This window comes from Mycolicibacterium tokaiense, assembly GCF_010725885.1.
Lineage (GTDB): Bacteria > Actinomycetota > Actinomycetes > Mycobacteriales > Mycobacteriaceae > Mycobacterium > Mycobacterium tokaiense.
This window is the reverse complement of the sequence record NZ_AP022600.1, coordinates 3676711-3694575: the sequence shown is the minus strand read 5'-3', so window position 1 is coordinate 3694575 and position 17865 is coordinate 3676711. Positions and strand designations below refer to the sequence as shown.

General features: G+C 69.9%; 15 protein-coding genes and 1 pseudogene. 6 read left to right on the top strand and 10 right to left on the bottom strand.

What is annotated here, in order from left to right; genetic code table 11:
• Positions 1-59 precede the first annotated feature (59 nt).
• Both G6N58_RS17975 and G6N58_RS17970 read right to left on the bottom strand, forming a co-directional pair.
• Positions 60-260 carry a hypothetical protein gene (locus G6N58_RS17975; RefSeq protein WP_115277812.1) on the bottom strand — a complete coding sequence of 67 codons (201 nt, stop codon included), beginning with the start codon at positions 258-260 and terminating at the stop codon, positions 60-62.
• Between the two features lie 182 nt (positions 261-442).
• The gene (locus G6N58_RS17970; RefSeq protein ID WP_115277813.1) at positions 443-1951 is read right to left on the bottom strand and encodes a recombinase family protein; all 1509 of its coding nucleotides are present in this window, start codon (positions 1949-1951) and stop codon (positions 443-445) included.
• A 37-nt stretch (positions 1952-1988) separates the two neighbouring features.
• Between G6N58_RS17970 and G6N58_RS17965 the strand changes: the two are divergent.
• Positions 1989-2270: pseudogene (locus G6N58_RS17965) on the top strand (cyclodehydratase); the annotation flags it as partial.
• A gap of 43 nt (positions 2271-2313) precedes the next feature.
• Positions 2314-3645: a macrolide-binding ATPase MABP-1 gene (locus tag G6N58_RS17960; RefSeq protein WP_068915952.1), complete on the top strand. Its 1332-nt coding sequence runs from the start codon at positions 2314-2316 to the stop codon at positions 3643-3645.
• A gap of 56 nt (positions 3646-3701) precedes the next feature.
• On the opposite strand, the gene G6N58_RS17955 is transcribed toward G6N58_RS17960, so the two are convergent.
• From G6N58_RS17955 to G6N58_RS17950, 3 genes are all read right to left on the bottom strand, one after another.
• On the bottom strand, positions 3702-3983 hold the full coding sequence (locus G6N58_RS17955; protein ID WP_068915951.1) for a WhiB family transcriptional regulator: 282 nt from the start codon (positions 3981-3983) through the stop codon (positions 3702-3704).
• Between the two features lie 149 nt (positions 3984-4132).
• Complete coding sequence (locus tag G6N58_RS31060) at positions 4133-4255, bottom strand: hypothetical protein (protein WP_264035708.1); 123 nt, start codon at positions 4253-4255, stop codon at positions 4133-4135.
• Between the two features lie 223 nt (positions 4256-4478).
• A complete protein-coding gene (locus G6N58_RS17950) occupies positions 4479-6572 on the bottom strand; it encodes an ATP-dependent DNA helicase UvrD2 (RefSeq protein ID WP_170314351.1) in 2094 nt (697 codons plus the stop codon).
• A 79-nt stretch (positions 6573-6651) separates the two neighbouring features.
• On the opposite strand from G6N58_RS17950, the gene G6N58_RS17945 reads away from it, so the two are divergent.
• Positions 6652-6909, top strand: a complete 258-nt coding sequence (locus tag G6N58_RS17945; protein ID WP_068915949.1) for a mycoredoxin — start codon at positions 6652-6654, stop codon at positions 6907-6909.
• On the opposite strand, the gene nudC is transcribed toward G6N58_RS17945, so the two are convergent.
• Together nudC and G6N58_RS17935 are read right to left on the bottom strand one after the other, a co-directional pair.
• Entirely contained in the window at positions 6902-7834 is a 933-nt protein-coding gene (gene nudC / locus G6N58_RS17940; RefSeq protein WP_115277815.1) for an NAD(+) diphosphatase, read from the bottom strand. The two genes, G6N58_RS17945 and nudC, sit on opposite strands and share 8 nt — an antisense overlap.
• Positions 7827-8921, bottom strand: a complete 1095-nt coding sequence (locus G6N58_RS17935) for a potassium channel family protein (RefSeq protein ID WP_068915947.1) — start codon at positions 8919-8921, stop codon at positions 7827-7829. Before G6N58_RS17935 ends, nudC begins: the two co-directional genes overlap by 8 nt.
• Positions 8922-9013: 92 nt before the next feature.
• Between G6N58_RS17935 and G6N58_RS17930 the strand changes: the two genes are divergently transcribed.
• Complete coding sequence (locus G6N58_RS17930) at positions 9014-9397, top strand: DoxX family protein (RefSeq protein ID WP_115277816.1); 384 nt, start codon at positions 9014-9016, stop codon at positions 9395-9397.
• 7 nt (positions 9398-9404) lie between these two features.
• Here the strand turns inward: G6N58_RS17930 and G6N58_RS17925 are convergent, their stop codons facing one another.
• Together G6N58_RS17925 and G6N58_RS17920 are read right to left on the bottom strand one after the other, a co-directional pair.
• Positions 9405-12725 (bottom strand): ATP-dependent helicase, encoded by a 3321-nt coding sequence (locus G6N58_RS17925; protein WP_115277817.1) that lies wholly within the window; start codon positions 12723-12725, stop codon positions 9405-9407.
• Complete coding sequence (locus G6N58_RS17920) at positions 12662-15814, bottom strand: ATP-dependent helicase (protein WP_115277818.1); 3153 nt, start codon at positions 15812-15814, stop codon at positions 12662-12664. The genes G6N58_RS17925 and G6N58_RS17920 overlap by 64 nt, the downstream gene beginning before the upstream one ends.
• A gap of 52 nt (positions 15815-15866) precedes the next feature.
• On the opposite strand from G6N58_RS17920, the gene G6N58_RS17915 reads away from it, so the two are divergent.
• Together G6N58_RS17915 and G6N58_RS17910 are read left to right on the top strand one after the other, a co-directional pair.
• Entirely contained in the window at positions 15867-16646 is a 780-nt protein-coding gene (locus tag G6N58_RS17915) for an alpha/beta hydrolase (RefSeq protein ID WP_272866074.1), read from the top strand.
• A 2-nt stretch (positions 16647-16648) separates the two neighbouring features.
• Positions 16649-16945: an MGMT family protein gene (locus G6N58_RS17910; RefSeq protein ID WP_068915943.1), complete on the top strand. Its 297-nt coding sequence runs from the start codon at positions 16649-16651 to the stop codon at positions 16943-16945.
• On the opposite strand, the gene G6N58_RS17905 is transcribed toward G6N58_RS17910, so the two are convergent.
• On the bottom strand, positions 16942-17796 hold the full coding sequence (locus G6N58_RS17905) for a TIGR02569 family protein (protein ID WP_115277819.1): 855 nt from the start codon (positions 17794-17796) through the stop codon (positions 16942-16944). The genes G6N58_RS17910 and G6N58_RS17905 overlap by 4 nt on opposite strands.
• Positions 17797-17865 lie beyond the last annotated feature (69 nt).

The following is a 17865-nucleotide window of genomic DNA, read 5'->3' as shown; positions in this document are numbered from 1 at the left end:
TGTAGCGGCACCGTTCCTGTCGGCCAGACGCGGCGCCGCGGCAGCGTTTACCCGCGGAGTCACCGCCGGCGCCGAGGTTTCAAAAGCGCAGCGAGACGGGCGATTTGATCGTCGCTCAATGGCGGCGCCGCGGAGAGCGTTTTCTGCACATAAGCTTTAATTTTGGCTTCGGCAAGTCGTTGCCGCGCTTCGGATTCCGCCTCGGGATTTCCGTCGCGGACAGCCCGCGCAACGGCCATAACTTCAGATTGCACCGTCATAAACACCCCACCTTTTCGGAGAGACGTCCGCGCGGCATTGCTATGCATCAGGTCGCCATGGTCGCCATTCGTATTTGTTAACGATGACTCTAGGCACTTGTTTGCGCCTGCGGCAACGTCATTGGGTATGACATCGCGTCACAGTTATAGACATACGCCGTGAGCTACTGCTGGTGGCAGCGTTAGCTGGGTTGCAGAATCCAAGTAACTTTCACGGTCTCGGGCTCAAATCCTGGGCCCTTTTTCGCGCGCGGGAGCAGCGTCACCGTCACGCCGAGGGCATCGAGGACCGCGCGGCGCTGAGATACCGCCATCGCCCCCCACCGGGTGGCCACCTCGGGGCCGGCGAGGTCTTCCAGCTCAGTGACGTCGGTGGTACGTAAGGCCGCGTCGCGCTCGCGTTGCGCTATGTCCAGGTCGGGCGCGATCGTCGCCGTGATTCGCTGCAACTGCGCCGCGGTGATGCCGCCCTGCGCGTACAGGTCGGCCGCGTCGTCTAGCCGGCGCTGTAGACCCTCGCACCGCTCGATCAGTGCCTGTGAGGCCTCGTCGCCGTCGTCGGAGTACGCGGTGATGCGTGCCCACACCTCCGGATCGGCCAGCCGGCCGATGACGACGCGTTCCACCAGTGCGTCAACATGGTCCTGCCGGCGCCCCGTGCAGCCCTTCGTCGCGCATTGATAGATGCGCTGCTCGGTTCGTCTCCCAGTGCGCGTGGCCACGCGCAGCACACCTCCGCAGGGCCCGCACAGGCCAATGCCGCTGGTCAGCAGATGCCGACGAGCACCGGGGCGCGGGCCGGTGTGCGCGCGGCGCTGCGGTGCACTGAGCATCGCTCGCACACGCTCGTGCTGAGTCCGTTTGATGATGACGGGCCAACAGCCGGCGGTCACCGTGGCGTCATCGAGGCGGGCCCGCACCCCTGCATTGGCGTCGCGCAGCGCGATGGCACGGATGGTTGAGTCGGCCCACCGACGGGATGGAACGCCACGCCCCTTGGCGACCAGCTTGGCCAACCTTTGCTCGCGGAGGTCCTCGGGGAGCTTCTGCCACAGCGCGAAGGCCGGCGCCGGCTCGCCGCGTTCGTTCAACCGCCGTTGAATGGAGTTGAGCGTTTGGTGCGCAAGTATGCGCCCAACGATCTCTTTGACGACGCCGGCCTCGTGCCTGTTGATCGTCCAGACGCCAGCCTCGGCGCTATCCCAGCCATATGGAGTCAGCCCCCACGCGCGACCCTTGCGAGCGAGATCTGCGATGGCGGCAGAAACTCGTTCACTCTTCACTTCGCTCTCCATGGTGTCGAAGGCGGTCATGAGATCGGCCACACCACGGCCGTAGGCCGTCCGCAACTCCAGTGACGGTCCCTTGACGGCAACCACGTCCACACGGTGACGGCCGAACTCGGAAATCACCGCGGCCCGTTCGCGCCGGCTGCGTGTGAGGCGACTCGTCTGCCACACCACGACGGCATCGATCTGCTCGGCGCGCACCAACTCCCAGATGCTCTCGTAACCCGGCCTGTGGAGATCCTTGCTCGCGGAAATGTCGTTGTCGGTGACCTCGGCGACCACTTCGAAGTCGCGTTGCTTAGCCAACTTGCGGAGCTCGACGAGCTGGCGATCGACCCCGACTCGCTCGCCGCTGCGGTCGTAGGAGATGCGGGCGTAGAGAACGCACCGGTCAGACGCCATTTCGACCCCGATTCGCAGTAGTGCCCTCTAAGATGCTACCAGCTGCCTGGACTGCGCCGACCTGCACCGCAGCGACCGCGACGCTGCCTGGCCGGTGGTGGCCGCGCAGCTGCGCGACACCGTGGGCTCCGCAGACCGGGCCACCGTGCTGGCCACCGCCGCGCTGGCGCTGGGCCAGATCAACACGGTGCTCGCGGCGATGCGTGGCACACCCGGGCCACGACCGCCCACCACGCTGTCCACCACACTCGAATTCGACGCGACCAGTAGCACCATCACGTCCCGGCACTGGCCCCGTCACCCGCGTTGCGCCTGCTGACAACCCCCGTTGCCCTATCGGAACACGGGGACACAGGAAGGTCATGGATGATGGTGGCGTGGCAGACATCAGACGAGGAAGCGCCGCGCGCAATGCCAAGCTCGCGACATTGCCGGTGGGCTTCGCCGGCCGCGCCGCACTCGGCTTCGGCAAGCGGCTGACCGGCAAGTCGAGAGACGACGTCAACGCGGAGTTGATGGAGAAGGCCGCCAACCAACTTTTCACCGTCCTGGGTGAGCTCAAAGGCGGCGCCATGAAGGTGGGCCAGGCGCTCTCCGTCATGGAGGCCGCCGTTCCCGAGCAGTTCGGCGAGCCGTACCGCGAGGCACTGACCAAGCTGCAGAAGGACGCGCCGCCTCTGCCCGCGGCGAAGGTGCACCGGGTGCTGGACCAGCAACTCGGCACCAAGTGGCGGGACCGGTTCACGTCTTTCGACGACGCCCCCGTCGCCTCCGCCAGCATCGGCCAGGTACACAAGGGCATCTGGTCCGACGGCCGCGAGGTGGCCGTCAAGATCCAGTACCCCGGTGCGGATGAGGCGTTGCGCGCCGACCTGAAGACCATGCGGCGCATGGTGTCGATCTTCAAGCAGCTCTCCCCCGGTGCCGATGTCCAGGGCGTGGTGGACGAGCTGATCGAGCGCACCGAGATGGAGCTGGACTACCGGCTGGAGGCCGACAACCAACGCGCCTTCGCCAAGGCCTACAAGGACCACCCGCATTTTGTGGTCCCCGCGGTGATCGCGAGTGCGCCCAAGGTCGTGATCGCCGAGTGGATCGAGGGCATCCCGCTGGCCCAGATCATCCGCACTGGCACCCAGGATCAACGAGATCTGATGGGGTATCGGCTTTTTGAGCTCACCGATGACGCCCCACGGCGCCTGGAGATGATGCACGGCGACGCACATCCGGGCAACTTCATGCTTCTCGAGGGCGACAAGATGGGTGTTATCGACTTCGGTGCCGTCGCTCCGCTGCCCGGCGGGATGCCGCGCGAGCTGGGCCAGATGCTGCGCTACGCGGTCGACAGGGACTACGACAAACTGCTGCCCACCATGGAGAAGATCGGCTTCATCCAGAAGGGCGAGAAGGTCTCCACCGCCGACATCGACGACATGCTCAAGCAATACGTGCAACCGCTGGAAGTCGACGAGTTCCACTACACCCGCAAGTGGCTGCAGAAGATGGCCGCGGTGGACCTCGACCGCGCTGCCGGTCAGATCCGCACCGCCCGGCAGATGGACATCCCGGCCAAGCTGGCGATCCCGATGCGGGTCATCGCCTCGATCGTCGCGATCTCCTGCCAGCTCGACGCCCACGTCCCGGTGCGCCAGATCGCCGTCGACCTGGTGCCCGGGTTCGCCGACCCCGATTAGACAGCGGTTTGTGGAGTTTCAGCGGCGCCATTCGCCGCTGAAACTCCACAAATCCCTCATGCTGCAACCGAATCCTTGCGGGGCCGGCCACGCGGGCGCTTGCGGGCGACGATCGAGCCGCGCTCGATGATCTCGCCGCCCCACACTCCCCACGGCTCTTCGCGCTCCAACGCCGCCGACAGGCATTGCCGGCGGATCGGGCACTGGGCGCACAGCACCTTTGCGCGCTCCAGATCGGCGGGGGTCTCGGCGAACCACAGATCGGGGTCCCCGACATGGCAAGGCAGCATCGGCAGCTTCTGCGTGTCCTCTGCGACAGGGACCGTCAGGGCTGACATGTCCTTCACCTGCTTCCTGGTCTGATGGCTTCTCGTGTGTTGCTTCGAGATCCGGACCAGGTGTGTCGGGTGTCATCCCCGTCAGACACTGATGGCCACGGATCCGGGTGACTTCGGGTCCGTGGCCAAGTGGCTGGTGTGTCGGGCTTCTAGAGGAACCTCCGATCCACGGACGCGTCAGTCGCGGCGGCGGTGCGGCGCTTGCGCTGCGGCGCAATGGCGGCAACCGCCCAGGCGGCGTGAGCCGCGGGGGCGCTGGGCGGTGCGGTCATCACCGCAACACCATTCCCACGCTGCAGAGAACGGGGAGCCCCAGCCGCAGACGCCACAGCGGCATTGCTGCCTACTGCGCCGAAAGTCGTGTGATCGATCATTGGCGGGACTCCTCCTCTCCATGTGCGCGGGCCATCTGACGGCCGTGGGTCGTACGGGTTCGAGGCTAAACGGTCGGGGCGGATGTGCACAAGCAATTTTCTGACCTGCACAAACGGCAATTCACGATCGCCCTCGGACCAGCGCCAGCAGATCGGCGCCGTACTGCTCGAGTTTGCGCGCTCCGATGCCGGGGATGGTCACCAGCGCCGCCTCGTCGGTGGGCAGCATCTCGGCGATCGCGATCAATGTGTTGTCGCTGAACACGACGAATGCCGGCACCTTCTGCTCCTTGGCGGTACGCGACCGCCAGTCCTTGAGCTGTAGCAGCAGTTCGTCGTCGATGTCGGACGCGCAGGTCTCACACCGGCGCAGCATGATCGCCGACGGGGTGTTCAGCTCGGCGTTGCACACCCGGCACCGCTTGGCCGGTCCGCGCTGCTTGCGGCCCGCCCCGCGGTCCGGCGGCGGCTTGGGGGCGATGCTGGCCAGAAAACGCGACGGCTTACGGCTCTGCCGACCGCCCGGCGTGCGGGACAGGGCCCAGCTCAGGGTCAGATGCACCCGCGCCCGGGTGATGCCCACATACAGCAGGCGGCGTTCTTCCTCGACGGCCTCGCTGTCCGGACCGTGGGACAGCGCGTGCGAGATGGGCAGGGTGCCGTCGGCCAGCCCCACCAGGAACACCGCGTCCCACTCCAGGCCCTTGGCGGCGTGCAGCGACGCCAGCGTGACGCCCTGCACGACGGGTGGGTGGCGAGCGTCCGCGCGGACCTTCAGTTCGGCGACCAGGCCGGGCAGGTCGAGCTCCGGCCGGGTGGCCACCTCCTCGTCGACCAACTCGGCCAGCGCGGTGAGCGCCTCCCACCGCTCCCGCGCCTGGGTGCCAGACGGCGCTTCGGCGGTGAGACCGAGCGGTTCGAGGAGTCGACGGACCAGATCCGGCAGATCGGCGTCCTGGGCGTCGCGATCGGCGGCCCGCTGCAAGGCCACCAGCGCCTGGCGGATCTCCTGGCGGCTGAAGAATCCCTCACCGCCGCGGACCTGGAAGGCCACCCCGGCCGCCGTCAGCGCCTCCTCGTAGACCTCGGATTGGGCGTTGATCCGGTACAGCACCGCGATCTCGGCTGCGGCCGTGCCGGATTCGATGAGACCTTTGACGGCGCGGGCCACCGCGGCAGCCTCGGCCACCTCATCGGGGTACTCGCGCATCATCGGCCGCGGGCCGGGTGGACGCTGGCCCACCAGGTGCAGCTTGCTGCCGGCCACCCGTCCGCGGGCGTCGGCGATCACGCGGTTGGCCAGCTCGACCACCTGCGGGGTGGAGCGGTAGTCGCGCTCCAGGCGCACCACCGTCGCCTCCGGGAACCGGCGGGAGAAGTCCAGCAGGTACCGCGGTGAGGCTCCGGTGAAGGAGTAGATGGTCTGGTTGGCGTCGCCGACCACGGTCAGGTCATCCCGGTCGCCCAGCCAGGCGCTCAGCACCCGTTGCTGCAGGGGCGTGACGTCCTGGTACTCGTCGACGACGAAGCAGCGGTAGCGATCGCGGAACTCGGCGGCCACCGCGGCGTCGTTCTCGATGGCGGCAGCGGTGTGCAGCAGCAGGTCGTCGAAGTCCAGCAGCGCCACGTCGCCGCGCGCCTTGAGGTTTTCGTACCCCGCGTAGACCGCGGCGATGCGGTTGGCGTCCTTGGGGATGTCGCGCCCCACTTCGGCGACCGTGGCGGCGTACTGCTCCGGGGTGATCAAGGAGGCCTTGGCCCACTCGATCTCGCTTGCCAGGTCGCGCACGTCCTCGGTGCTGGCCTGCATCTTGGCCCGGTTGGCGGCCTGGGCGACGACGGAGAACTTGCTGTCGAGCAGTTGCCAACCGGTGGAGCCGACGACCCGCGGCCAGAAGTACGACAGCTGGCGGCGGGCGGCGGCGTGGAACGTCAACGCCTGCACCGCCCCCACCCGCGCCCCGGTCTGGGCGTCGGCGTCGAGGCTGCGCAGCCGGGTGCGCATCTCCCCGGCCGCCCGGGAGGTGAAGGTGACCGCCAGTACCTGACCGGCGGCGACGTGGCCGGCCCCGACGAGGTGGGCGATGCGGTGGGTGATGGTGCGCGTCTTACCCGTCCCGGCGCCGGCCAGCACACACACCGGCCCGCGGCCGGCCAGCACGGCCTCGCGCTGTTCGTCGTCGAGGCCCGCGGTGAGGACGGTGTCGGTGGGCATGGGTCTCATCATCGCAGCGCGCGCCGACAGCCACCGGGTCGGGAACCTCGCGCCCCCGGCGATCCGGCACTATTGAAGGATGACGGTCAACGAACTCACCATGTATTCGACGACGTGGTGCGGGTATTGCAAGCGTCTCAAGACGGCGCTGAAGGCCAAGGGCATCGGCTACACCGAGGTGGACATCGAACTCGAGCCCGAGGCCGCGACGTTCGTGCAGTCGGTGAACAACGGCAACCAGACCGTGCCCACCGTGAAGTTCTCCGACGGTTCGACGATGACCAACCCGAGCATCAAGGACGTCGAGGGCAAGCTGGCGGAGCTGTCCCTCAGCTGACCGCGTACGCCCAGGACTCGATGATCTCCCGGGCGATCGAAATAGACCCTGGCAAAAGCAATCTCGATGCCGACGCCTCGGCGCTGTTCCAATCCCCGATCTCCAGGGCGGCCTTCACCTCGTCCCGGGTGAACCAGTGGGCCTCGACGATCTCGCCGTCGTTGAACGCGAACTCCTGTTGCGGGTCGGCGACGGCGTGGAAGCCCACCATCAGCGAGCGTGGGAACGGCCACGGCTGGCTGCCCAGGTAGCGCACATCACGCACGGTCAGACCCACCTCTTCGGCGATCTCGCGGGCCACGCACGCCTCGAACGACTCCCCCGCCTCCACGAAGCCGGCGAGCAACGAGAACATCCGGTCCGGCCACACCGTCTGACGAGCCAGCACCACCCGGTCGGCGCCGTCGTGCACCAGGCAGATCACCGCGGGGTCGATCCGGGGGAACTCCTCATGCCCGGTGACGGAATTGACGCGGGCCCACCCACCCTTGATCTGGGTGGTCGGCGAACCGTCGACCGGGCTGAAGCGGGCGTTGTCGTGCCAGTTGAGCAGCGCGTAGGCGGTGGCCACCAGCTGTGAGCTCACGTCGTCGAAAATGGTTCCGGCACGGCGCAAGTCGAGGACATAGGAGTCGGTGGCCTCAGGTGGTGCCTCCAACGGACCGCGAACCGCCCAGACGTGTCTGCCGCCGTCGATGCGGCCCAGGAACACCGCGTCGGCGGGCGGACGGTCACCGAGCCCCGCGCTGGAGGTCAGCACCACCTGGCCGTCGGCGATCAGCACCTGCCCGCGGCCGTCGACCCGCAGCACCGCGGCCTCTGCCCAACCCGCGACGGCGGCGTCGATGTCGGTGCGCAGCTGATCGGAGCGGTCAGCGCCGACCCGGGACAGCAGTGGGACATTGCGCAGGTGGAAATCAGCCACGGTCTTCCTCGGCGTTGCGGACGTAGAGCAGGCGGTCGGTGGCCTCGATGGCGTCCACCTCAGGGTCGTTGACCTGCTTGAGCTCACCGTTGCGCACCACGCCCAGCACGATGTCCTTGAGGTGCCGCGGCGACCCGCCGACCTCCTTGGGCTCCACCTCCCGCTCGGCGATCGCGAAGCCGGCATCCGGGGTCAGCAGGTCCTCCATCAACTCCACCACGCTGGGCGTCTGGGTCGCGATGCCGAGCAACCGGCCGGCCGTCTCGGAGGACACCACCACCGAATCGGCCCCCGACTGTCGCAGCAGATGCTGATTCTCGGACTCCCGGATGGAGGCGATGATCTTGGCGTTGGGCGCCAGTTCACGCGCGGTGAGAGTGACCAGCACGGCGGTGGGGTCGCTGTTGGTGGCCACGATGATGGCGGCCGCATGTTGCGCTCCGGCGAGCCGCAGGACGTCAGAGCGGTTGGCGTCACCGCGGACCGTGACCAGGCCGGCCTGGCTGGCACGGTCCAGCGACGCCTGATCGGTGTCGACGACGACGATGTCCCCGGGCTTGACGTTGTCGCCGACCATCGCCGCGACGGCAGTTTTGCCCTTGGTGCCGTAGCCGATCACGATGGTGTGATTACGCACGGAGTTCCTCCAACGCTGGATCTTGAGGGCCTGGCGCGAGGCCGCGGTGAGGGTTTCGACCGTGGTACCGATGAGCACGATCAGGAACGCCACCCGCAGCGGGGTGATGACCAGGACGTTGACCAGCCGGGCGGTTTCGGTGACCGGGGTGATGTCACCGTATCCGGTGGTCGACAGCGACACCGTGGCGTAGTAGAGGCAGTCCAGGAACGACAGCCCGCCGGGCACCGGCGCGCTGTCGATGTCCCGGTAGCCGTCGCGATCCACGTAGACGATCAACACCGCGGCGAACAGGGCGCCGAGGGCGTAGACCACACGCAGGAAGATCCTGCGGGCCGGGCTGACGAAGTTCTCCGGGATGTGCAGGTAGTCGACCAGCGCCGAATCCGGTTTCGCGGTCAGCGTCTCATCGAGACGGAGCAGCCGGCGCCGCAGCCTATTCTTGGCCACAGTGCTCGCTCACCTGATCCCGACCAGAATCGGGCTCTTCCCACGGGTCATCCCGGCGCACGACATCATGTAACCATGAAGCTGGAGACACCATGACGTCGAACACCCCCACCGCTGCTGACAAGCGGGCGTACACCATGGCCGCGGGCCTGGCCGGAATCGGTCTTCTTCACTTTGCGGCTCCCAAACCGTTCGACGGGATCGTTCCCGCCGAGCTGCCGGGCAGTTCCCGGTTCTACACCTACGCCTCCGGCGTCGCCGAGCTGGGCACCGCGGCACTGCTGGTGCCTACCGCTACCCGCCGCCTGGGCGCGCTGGCCGCGGTGCTGCTGTACCTCGGGGTCTTTCCCGCCAACGTCAACATGGTGCGGTTGTGGTGGAGCAAGCCGTGGCCGATGCGGGTGGCCGCACTGGCGCGGCTGCCATTGCAGATTCCCATGATCATGACGGCGCTGAGGATACGCCGGGAATCCTGAACGCCGATCACGCGGACGCATCACGGTCATCGGAGATCAGCGCGGCGAGTTCCTCGGCGCCCGGCAGCAGCGGCGGGGCCACGGTGCGCCCGCTGCGGACGTAGTGGAACACCGCCCGGACCTCGGACTCCGGCACGTCGAACAGCGCGGCTGCCGCCAGCCGGTAGACGCCGAGCTGCACGGCGGCGTTGCGCTGGGCCTGCTCCCCCTCCGGCGGCGCGCCGGTTTTCCAGTCCAGCACCGTGATTCCGCCGTCGCGGTCGGCGAACACTGCGTCGATGCGGCCGCGGACGACGTGGCCGCCGATCATCATCTCGAACGGCACCTCGACGTCGGCGGGGGTGCGCGACGCCCACGGTGAAGCCATGAACGACGCTTGCAGATCGGCCAGCTGTTCGGCCTCGGCCGCGGCCAGCTCACCGTCGACGGCGCCGGGCAGATCGGCCAGGTCGAACAACCGCTCAGCACCGTAGAAACGCTGCACCCAGTCGTGAAAGGCCGTGCCCAGCAGCGCAAAAGGGTCGGGGCGGACCGGCAGGCGGCGATGCAGCCGACGCAGCGCCTCCGCCCGGTCGCGGCCCAGCTCCACCATCGTGCTGACCGACAGCTGCCCGGGCAGGACGGCGGCGGGCTGCCACGGTGTGCGCTCACGTTCGGCCAGCAGTGCGTCCACCTCCGCCGTCCACGGCGTCTCCGCCGCAGGTGGGTCGGTGGTCATCGCGGCCAACACCAGCGCGGCCCCGTCCTCGATGGCGCCGCGCCGGTCTGCGGCGGGGTCGGCGGGCCACGAGGCTTCGATCACGGTGTCGCGCAATGGATTGCTCTCGCCGTCAGCAGGTGCCGGCGCCCACTGTTCGATCACCCCGCACGGCGTACCGGCGGCGGCCGCGGTGTCGATGATGTCCTTGAGCTCGACCAGGAACTCCGAGGGCCCGCGCGGCTTGCTCTCGGTGGCACCCCAGTGATGACCGGAGAGCAGCAGCGTATCCTCGGCGCGGGTGATGGCCACGTACAGGAGCCTGCGCTCTTCATCAATTCGTCGTTGATCGAGCTGCGCGCGGTGCGCGATCACAGTGTCGGACAACTGCTTTCGATTGGCCACCGCCGAGGTGTCGAGCACCGGCACGCCGTGGTCACCCAGTCCGGCCCGGTCACCGCGCAGCAGCGGCGGCAACTCTCCGGCATCGGTGAGCCAGGTGCTGCGCGCCGCGGTGGACGGGAACACCCGCCCGGCCAGGTGCGGCACCGCGACCACCTGCCACTCGAGCCCTTTGGCAGCGTGCACGGTGAGGATCTGCACCCGGTCACTGGCCACCGTCACCTCTGCCGGCGCCAGGCCGTTCTCGACGTCCTGGGCGGCGTCGAGGTACGCCAGCAGCCCGGCGATGTCGTTGCCTGCGCCGGTGGCGCCCCGCATCGCGTAGGCGTCGACCACATCGGCGAAGGCATCCAGTTGCTCGCTGCCCGACCACATCTCGGCACCGGTGGGCACGGCGCGGGCCTCCACATCGATACCCGACATCCGACGCACCTCGGTCACCAGGTCGGACACCGAATAGCCCAGGTGGGACCGCAGGGCGGTCAGCTCGTCGCCGAGCGCGCAGATGCGCCGGTAGCCGGCGGCCGAATACTCCTCGGCAGCACCGGGATCACAGATGGCATCGGCCAGGGAGGCCGCGTCGGCGTCGGGGCCCAACTGCGCGACGATCGCGGTCAGGTCCTCGCCGCCGGAAGCCGAAGCCACCACCAGGTGCCGGGCGCGGCGCCAGAGCGCCGCGATGTCGGCCCCGCCCAGCCGCCAGCGCGGGCCCGTCAGCACCCGCATGGCCGCAGCCCCCGACGCCGGGTCCGCGACCAACCGCAGCATCGCCACGACGTCGGCGACCTCGTCGACGGCCAGCAGCCCCGCCAGGCCGACCACCTCCACGGGGACGCCGCGAGCGCGCAGCGCAACCGCCATCGGCGCGGCATCGGCGTTGCGCCGCACCAGGACCGCCGCAGTGGGCGGTGGCATGTCGGCATCGGCGGCCGCCCGGTAGCGGGCGGCGATGTGGTCGGCCACCCAGTCGCGTTCGGCCTCGACGTCGGTGAGCAGGGCACAGCGCACGGTGCCCTCGTCGGCGTCGGGCCGGGCCCGCAGTTCCCGCACCGCCACCGAGCGTCGCCGGGCCTCCTCGGAGATGGCGTTGGCCACCCGCAGGGTGGTGGGTGGGTTGCGCCAGCTGGTGCGCAGTTCGAGGGTGGGCGCCGGGGTGCCGTCGGCGAACGGGAAATCGGTGGTGAACCGCGGCAGGTTGGTGGCCGAGGCGCCGCGCCAGCCGTAGATCGACTGGATCGGGTCGCCGACCGCCGTGAGGGCGAGGCCGTCGTCGGCACCGCCGCCGAACAGCCCGGACAGCGCGACCCGCTGGGCGTGTCCGGTGTCCTGGTATTCGTCGAGCAGGACCACCCGGAACCGTTGCCGCAGTTGCTCGCCCACCTGCGGGAACTCGGCGGCCAATCGTGCGGCGGCAGCCATCTGCATGCCGAAGTCCATGGCTTTCTCCGCGCGCAGCCGCCGGTGCAGCGCCTCGATCAGGGGCACGAGTTCGGCGCGGTCGGTCTGGGCGTCCGACAGCCGCAGCAGCCACTGGCTGGGGCCCCGGTCGCGCTGGTAGGGCGCGGCGGGCAGGGTGTGCACCAGCCGTTCGAGCTCGACGTGGGTGTCGCGCAGCTGGTCGGTGCTGACCAGGTGTTCGGCCAGCTGCCCGGACAGCCGCAGCACCATGGCGGTGACGGCGGCGGGAGTCTTGGTGGTGTCCAGCTCGCCGGGGTGGTTGCACACCACGTCGTAGGCCAGCTGCCACAGCTCGGTCTCTGAGAGCAGCCGGCTGTCGGGTTCCACCGGCAACAGCAAGCCGTGCTCGCGCAGCAGGGTCCCGGCAAAGGCGTGGTAGGTGCTGACGGTGACCGGATCGGTGGATTCGACTGCGGCCAAGCCGGTTCCGGCAAGGCGGCTCAGCCGTGAGCGCACCCGCCGCAGCAGCTGGCCGGCGGCCTTGCGCGTGAACGTCAGCCCGAGCACCTGGCCCGGGTGGGCGTATCCGTTGGCGACCAGCCACACCACGCGGGCGGCCATGGTCTCGGTTTTGCCCGCCCCCGCACCGGCGATCACCACCAGCGGTCCGGGTGGCGACGCGATGACGGCGGCCTGTTCGTCGGTGGGCTGCGGAAGTCCCAGCGCCGCCGCCAGTTCCGCGGGCTGATAGCGCGCCTCGACGATCGTCATGGCTGCTCCTTGTCGACCTTGTGTGCCGGGCAGAACGGTTGGATGGGGCAGTGCCCGCATCCGTCGTTGACGCGGGCGACGTACTGCGGGCCCGCCGTGGCCGCCGCCGCGTCGCGGATCCGGGTGCGCCACTGGTCGCGGGCCGCCGGCGTCATCGGGTCCTGGTTCCGCTCGGCAGCGCCGCCGGCACCCGATTTGCCGACGTAGACCAGGCGGGCCCCGCCGGGGGTGCTGTCGCCGGGAAGCACGCCCTCGGCGATGGCCAACTGGTACAGCGCCATCTGCGCGTGCCGCTGGGCGTCGTCCTTGCTGACCGGGGTCTTGCCGGTTTTCACATCCACCACGACCAGCCGGCCTTCGGCGTCGCGTTCGAGTCGGTCGACCCGGCCGCGGACCCGCACCCCCGGCCCGTCGGCGTCGGGGGCAACGACGTCACCGTCGATGGCCACTTCCACGCCGACCTCGGTGAGCTCACCGCGCGTCTGGCTGTGCCATTCGGTGAATGCGGACAACATCTCCCGGTGCCGGGCCAGTTCGTTGCGGGCGAACCACTGCGCGTCGAAGGGCAGTTCCTGCCACACCGCGTCGAGGTCGGCGTTGCGCTGTGCCTCGCTGCGGTTGGACTGTGCGACCAGGGCGTGCACCAGAGTGCCGATGGTGGAGCGCAATTCGCGAGCATCCGCCCCGCCGTGGCGTTCCAGCAGCCAGCGCAGCGAGCAGTCCTGCAGCGTCTGCAAGGTGGACGGCGACAGCGTGACCGTGTGGAGGTCACCACTCCACAGCGGCTCGCGGGTACTCAGCGGCGTCATGGCGTACCACTGGGCGGGATCGGCACCCGGCACGCCGGCCTTGGCCAACCGCGCCAATTGCGCGGCGGCATCGGCACGCGCCTGCGGATCCACCGCCTCGGCGGGGGCGCAGACCACCGCCCGCAGACGCCCCACCACCGCGGGGGCCGAGAGCACCGGCGGCGCGGCAACCGGCGCCAACGGCATCTCCGCCTCGCCGTCGGTGGTGGCGTGGGCGAGCAATTCGGTGAAGAACGGGGAAGGGATGGCCAGACCGTCGGCGTCGCTGCCCTCGCCTTCCACCGCGGTGACCACCAGCCGGTGGCGGGCCCGGCCCGCGGCGGTGATGAGCAGGCGCCGCTCCTCGGCGATCACCGGTGCGGTGGCCGAAACGGTGTCGCCGAGACCGTCGAGGGTGTCCAGCAGCCGCTGGGTGCCCAGAATGCCGCCGCGCGGAACGGTGTTGGGCCACAGACCTTCCTGCAGGCCGGCGATGACCACCAGGTCCCACTCCCCGTCGATGGCCTGGTGGGGGCTGAGAATGCTCACCGCCTCCGGGGGCGCCACCGGATCAGCGGCCCGGACCGGCAGCCCCAGGCTCTCGATGTGGCCGACCAGACCCGCCACCGACGCGCCGGCGGTGTGCGCGACATAGGAGTCGGTCACGGAGAACAGCTCGGTCACGGTGTCGAGGTCGGCCGCGGCGCGCGCCCCACCTGCGCCGCCCCGCTCACTGAGGGTCAGCAGCCGGCGCTGCAGGCCGCACCGGTGCCAGGCTTCCCACAGCGCGGATCGCGGGTCCTGGTGCCGGGCACCGGCCACCGCGTCGAGCACGGCGCGGACGCGGCGCAGGGGGCGCGCGTGGGCGGGGGCCAGTCCGTCGGGCAGGCCGTGGCGCAGGGCAGCGGCCACCAATTCAGCGGCGGGGGCGTGCCCGCCGTCGAGCCGGCGCAGCGAGCGTCGCAGTTGCCGCAGGGACACCGGGTCGACGCGGCCGATGGGGCCGGTGAGCAGCAGTTGCGCCTGCTGCGCCGTCAGCTCCCCGGCGCCCGCGGTCAGTGCGGTGAGCAACGCGCGGACCACCGCGTTGTCGGCGAGCGGTGCGCGCGTGCCGGGCGGTGCCACCGGCACGCCCGCCGCCGCGAGGATCCTGGGCAGACCCGCTGCCCGGGCCACCGATCGCACCACCACCGTCATCTGTGACCACGGCACACCGTCAAGCAGATGGGCGCGGCGCAGTGCGTCGGCGATCAGGGTGGCCTGCGCATGCTCCGACGCCGCCAGCCGAACACTCACCGAACCCGACCGGTTGGCATCACCGGTGATGGCCCGGGCCGGGCCGGCACCCGGCAACCGGCCCGCCAGCCCGCTGACCACAGCCGCCACCGCGGGCGCGCAGCGATGACTGACCTGCAGTTCGACGGTGGGCGAGTCACCCTCGATCAGCAGCGCGGGGTCCGCTCCGCGGAAGCCGAACACCGACTGGTTGGGGTCGCCGGCCAGCACCGTGAGCTCCGCCCCGGCTGCCAGGGCCCGGACCAGCTGTGCGGCTTGGGGATCGAGATGTTGGGCGTCATCGACCAGCAGGGTCCCGATGCGGGCGTGTTCGGCGGCCAGCAGATCCGGGTCCGTGGCGAACGCATCGAGCGCTGCACCGACCAGTTCGGCGGCACCCAACGCCGGAACCGTGGCCTGCGGGGCGGCCATCCCGACCGCCGAACGCAGCAGCATCACCTGTTCGTACTGTTGGGCGAACTTGCCGGCGGCGGTCCATTCCGGGCGCCGCGCCGAGCGCCCCAGCCGTTGCAGCTGCTGGGGATCGATGCCACGTTCGGCACAGCGCGCCAGGAGATCTCGCAGCTCGGTGGCGAACCCGGCGGTGCCGAGCGCAGGCCGCAGCTGGGGTGGCCAGAACAGTGCACCGTCTTCGACATCACCTTCGAGCAGTTCCCGGATGATGCCGTCCTGCTCGGCACTGGTGATCAGCCGCGGCGGCGGGTCACCGGCACGCTGGGCCGCCAGCCGCAGCACCGCGAAGGCGTAGGAGTGCAGGGAGCGCACCACGGGTTGGCGGACCACACGGCGCTGCTCGGGATCGGCCCCCGCAGACAGCAGTGCCGAGGTGAGCTGGGCCCGCAGCCGGGCACCGGGGCGGCCGGAACCGGTGAGCACGAGCACGGATTCGATATCGGCACCCGCGCAGATGCGCGCGACCGCGGTGTCCACCAGCAGGCTGCTCTTGCCCGTGCCGGCACCGCCGAGGACACGGACCACGCCCTGGCACCCCGGATGCAGCAGCGCCGACGCTGAAGCGGGCCAGACCCGGGCGTGGCCCGCGGCGGTGGAGGTGGAAGTGGTCATGGCGGACATGACACCACGGGGGTCCGACAGGTCGGTGCGAGCTGGCACGATCATGGGTGTGACCCACCCATTGCATGTGCACCGTTACGGGCCTGACGGCCCCGCCCGTGTCCTGGCCGTCCATGGCCTCACCGGCCACGGCCGACGGTGGGAGCACCTGGCCAACCACCACCTGGCCGAGGTGGCGGTGCTGGCACCCGATCTGCTGGGTCACGGACGCTCGCCCTGGCGGGCGCCATGGACCATCGACCACAACGTCGCCGCGGTGGGTGATCTGATCTCCGAACCCGTTGTGGTGGTGGGCCACTCGTTCGGCGGTGCCATCGCCCTGAGCCTGGCCGCCACCCATCCCGAGCTGGTGCGCGGGCTGGTGCTGCTGGACCCGGCGGTGGGTCTGGATGGCGACTGGATGGCCGAGATCGCCGGCTCCATGCTGGCCTCACCGGATTACCCGGACCGCGCCGAGGCCCGCGCGGAGAAGCGTCACGGTTCATGGGCCGACGTCGACGACGCGCAGCTGGACGCAGAGCTGGACGAGCATCTGGTGCGGCGGGCCGACGGGCGGGTGCAGTGGCGCATCAGCCTGCCGGCCATGATGTCCTACTGGAGTGAACTGGCGCGGCCGCCGGCGCTGCCGAACACCGCGATTCCCACCGTGTTGGTACGCGCCACCCGCACCTCACCGCCGTACGTGACCAGCGAGCTGATCTCCGGTCTGCGCGAAAAGCTCGGCGCCGGGTTCGAATTGCTCGATGTCGACTGCGACCACATGGTGGCGCAGGCCAAGCCCGGGGAGACCGCCGCCGTCATCCGTCGCGTACTGGGAGGCTGACCATGGCGCCGATCACCGACGAGCAGGTGGAACGGGTGCGGGGGCTGGTGGCCGCGATCCCGTCGGGCAGAGTGTCCACCTACGGCGACATCGCCGCCGCCGCAGAGCTTTCCAGTCCCCGCATCGTCGCCTGGATCATGCGCACGGATTCCTCGGATCTGCCCTGGCACCGGGTGATCAGGAGCTCGGGACGGCCGGCGCCGCATCTGGCCACGCGTCAGTTGGAGCGGCTGCGCGCCGAAGGGGTGCTGGCTGACGACGGCCGGATCCCGCTGCGCGAGGTCAGGCACACGTTCTAGACGGCCAGGCGCACCAGCGCGGCCGTCCGCGCCAGCCCGGGGAAGGCCGCGGCCGTCGACCGGGGATGCAGTGCATGCACTGCCAGCCGGAACATCAACGCCCGCAACAGCATCTGCGGAAACTCCGGCAGGGCACTCCACCGTTCGATGAGACCGTCGTCGGCGTCCCCCCAGGCGAGCGCGTCGACGACGGCCACACCGGCCGCCCACGACGTGGGTCGCCAATAGGGAGTGATGTCGGTGATCCCGGGCGCCGCCGTCCCGGCGAACAGCACGGTGCCGAACAGGTCCCCGTGGACCAGCTGGTTGGGACTCTTGGTCGGCTTGCGCAGCGTGGCGAGCTGGTTGATCAGATCGACCGAACGTTGTCCGTCGGCCGATCCCGGGGCGACGCGGGCCCCGGCCGGCAGCGAGTGCAAGGGGCGTTCCTCCCAGGCGGCCCGGTCCGCGGCGATGAACACGTCGACGTCGGCCCAGGGCGCCACCGGGGGCTGGGTCAAGAACCGTGGCCGCTCGAGGGTGGCGGTGGCCTCGTGCAGTCGCACCGCGGCCGAGACCACTTCGTCGTGGCGCGGTTCGGGGGTGCCGGCGACGTAGGTGTCGCCACGCCAGCCTGCCACCACGTACCGCCCGTCGGTGGAGCGCACCGGACGGGCCAGCCGTACACCGTCGACGAACAACGTCTCGCGCACCTTCGCCGACCACGCCGCACGGGCGTGATCGGCCACCATGGACAGCACCACTTCGCCGCAGCGCCAGCCGCCTTCCCATGTCGAACCCAGAGGTGTCGGTCTGGCTCCCCCGAGCCCGAAGGCCGCCAACACATGATCCGGCGGCGCATCGACAGTCATGGGCGTCAGCCTATCGTCGCCGCGCGGGCAAACCGGGGCGCTGACCAGCGTGTGCCGTTTCGTGTCGAA

What these genes read in the sequence shown, in the direction of transcription:
- G6N58_RS17975 (WP_115277812.1), bottom strand. Translation starts at nt 260, where the DNA reads ATGACGGTGCAATCTGAAGTTATGGCCGTTGCGCGGGCTGTCCGCGAC.
- G6N58_RS17970 (WP_115277813.1), bottom strand. Translation starts at nt 1,951, where the DNA reads ATGGCGTCTGACCGGTGCGTTCTCTACGCCCGCATCTCCTACGACCGC.
- G6N58_RS17960 (WP_068915952.1), top strand. Translation starts at nt 2,314, where the DNA reads ATGGATGATGGTGGCGTGGCAGACATCAGACGAGGAAGCGCCGCGCGC.
- G6N58_RS17955 (WP_068915951.1), bottom strand. Translation starts at nt 3,983, where the DNA reads ATGTCAGCCCTGACGGTCCCTGTCGCAGAGGACACGCAGAAGCTGCCG.
- G6N58_RS31060 (WP_264035708.1), bottom strand. Translation starts at nt 4,255, where the DNA reads ATGACCGCACCGCCCAGCGCCCCCGCGGCTCACGCCGCCTGGGCGGTT.
- G6N58_RS17950 (WP_170314351.1), bottom strand. Translation starts at nt 6,572, where the DNA reads ATGCCCACCGACACCGTCCTCACCGCGGGCCTCGACGACGAACAGCGC.
- G6N58_RS17945 (WP_068915949.1), top strand. Translation starts at nt 6,652, where the DNA reads ATGACGGTCAACGAACTCACCATGTATTCGACGACGTGGTGCGGGTAT.
- G6N58_RS17930 (WP_115277816.1), top strand. Translation starts at nt 9,014, where the DNA reads ATGACGTCGAACACCCCCACCGCTGCTGACAAGCGGGCGTACACCATG.
- G6N58_RS17925 (WP_115277817.1), bottom strand. Translation starts at nt 12,725, where the DNA reads ATGCGGGCACTGCCCCATCCAACCGTTCTGCCCGGCACACAAGGTCGA.
- G6N58_RS17920 (WP_115277818.1), bottom strand. Translation starts at nt 15,814, where the DNA reads ATGACCACTTCCACCTCCACCGCCGCGGGCCACGCCCGGGTCTGGCCC.
- G6N58_RS17915 (WP_272866074.1), top strand. Translation starts at nt 15,867, where the DNA reads ATGGGTGTGACCCACCCATTGCATGTGCACCGTTACGGGCCTGACGGC.
- G6N58_RS17910 (WP_068915943.1), top strand. Translation starts at nt 16,649, where the DNA reads ATGGCGCCGATCACCGACGAGCAGGTGGAACGGGTGCGGGGGCTGGTG.
- G6N58_RS17905 (WP_115277819.1), bottom strand. Translation starts at nt 17,796, where the DNA reads ATGACTGTCGATGCGCCGCCGGATCATGTGTTGGCGGCCTTCGGGCTC.